Genomic DNA, 1,601 nt, shown 5'->3' with positions numbered 1-1,601 from the left:
ACGCGCGCGAGGTCGTTGACGTCGCGCACCAGATAGTTGTGCTTGGTGCAGGAGCGGGTGATGCCGACCGTGTCGGCTTCCTGGAAGGCGTCCGAGCCGATGAGGTGGGCGGGGACCTGGCCGGTGAAGACGACCATGGGGATCGAATCCATCAGCGCGTCCGCCAGCGGGGTCACCATGTTGGTGGCGCCGGGACCCGAGGTCGCCAGCGCGACGCCGCACTTGCCGGTGGAGCGGGCATAGCCCTCTGCCATGTGGCCAGCGCCCTGCTCGTGCCGCACCAGGATGTGGCGGACCTGCTGCTGGGCATAGATGGCGTCATAGATCGGAAGGACGGCGCCGCCCGGATAGCCGAAGATCGTGTCGACGCCCTGGTCCGCAAGCGCGCGGAGGACGATCTCTGCGCCCGTCAGCTGTTCGCTTTCACCGGTCTTGGGGGCCTGCGCTTGCATCTTGCTGTTTCCGTCCATTTCGCGCGTCCGAGTCAGAGTCTGGTTTTGGGTAAAGAAAAAGGGCCACTCGGGCCCTTCACATGCGTCTCGCCGTTCAGCCTGGTGCGTTACCAGGCCGGCGGCGAGCTAATTACGAGTACGAGGGCCTGACGGCTGCCGGACACGGGCTTTTCTCCCAAAAACACTATGAAAACGCCATTACCGTTTCAAAGGCGCAGCGTCAATCCAGTCTGGCGGGGTAGAATTGACCCAGGGGCCAAAAATCCGGGTTTATTCGGCCCTGTTCTGGGCTTCGGCGTGGAGGTCGGCCATGACGCGAGTGCGGATTTCGACCGCCATGGAGGGGATGCGGGGCCAGAGGGTGAACTGGTGGGCGATCCAGGTCATCTGGCGCTTGGCATAGCGGCGGGTGTCGCGTTTGCAGCGTTCCAGCGCATCAGCGAGAGAGATCCGGCCGTCGAAATGGTCGACGAAGCCCGGCATGCCATGGGCGCGCATGGCGGGGAGTTCGGGGTCGAGCTTGCGCTGCCAGAGGCGGCGGGCCTCTTCCAGGGCGCCCTGCTTCATCATGATATCCACGCGGGCGTCGATGCGGGCGTAGAGGTCTTCGCGTGGCGGCGTCAGGGCAGCGCCCACCCAGCCGCCGGGTTTGAGCACGGGCGACTGCTCGCCATGGAAAGACGAGATCGGGCGGCCGGTGGCGATCAGCACTTCGAGGGCGCGGGCGGTGCGCTGCTTATCCTGGCTGTCGATACGGTCCTTCGCGGCAGGATCGCGCGCGATCAGGTCTGCATAGGCAGCGGGCTGATCCCCGGCGACGCGGTCGCGGGCTTCGCGGCGGGCGGCTTCGGGAATGGGCGGAATCTCGGACAGGCCGTCGGTGAGGGCCATCAGATAAAGCCCGGTGCCGCCGACGATGATGGGGACTTTCCCCTGCACTTGCAGCTCGGCGATCTTGGCGGCGGCTTCCTTCGACCAGAAGCCGGCGGAATAGCGGGTGGCGGCATCGACATGGCCGAACAGATGGTGGGGCGCTGCCGCCTTCTCCTCGGCATCCGGACGCGCGGTCAGGATATCGAGATCGGCATAGACCTGCATCGCGTCGGCATTGATGATCTCGCCATCGAGCCGTTTGGCGAGCGCGATTGC

General features: G+C 65.6%; 2 protein-coding genes. Both read right to left on the bottom strand.

From position 1 onward, the window contains the following. On the bottom strand, nucleotides 1–452 hold a 452-nt coding region (locus EON91_RS14385), incomplete at its 3' end, for a thiamine pyrophosphate-binding protein (protein WP_292096082.1). A gap of 270 nt (nucleotides 453–722) precedes the next feature. After that, on the bottom strand, nucleotides 723–1,601 hold an 879-nt coding region (gene miaA / locus EON91_RS14380), incomplete at its 5' end, for a tRNA (adenosine(37)-N6)-dimethylallyltransferase MiaA (protein WP_292096080.1).

The sequence above is a fragment of the Brevundimonas sp. genome (assembly GCF_004210735.1).
GTDB lineage: Bacteria > Pseudomonadota > Alphaproteobacteria > Caulobacterales > Caulobacteraceae > Brevundimonas.
Note: the sequence above shows the minus strand (reverse complement) of the source record. Positions and strands in the feature narration are given on the sequence as shown.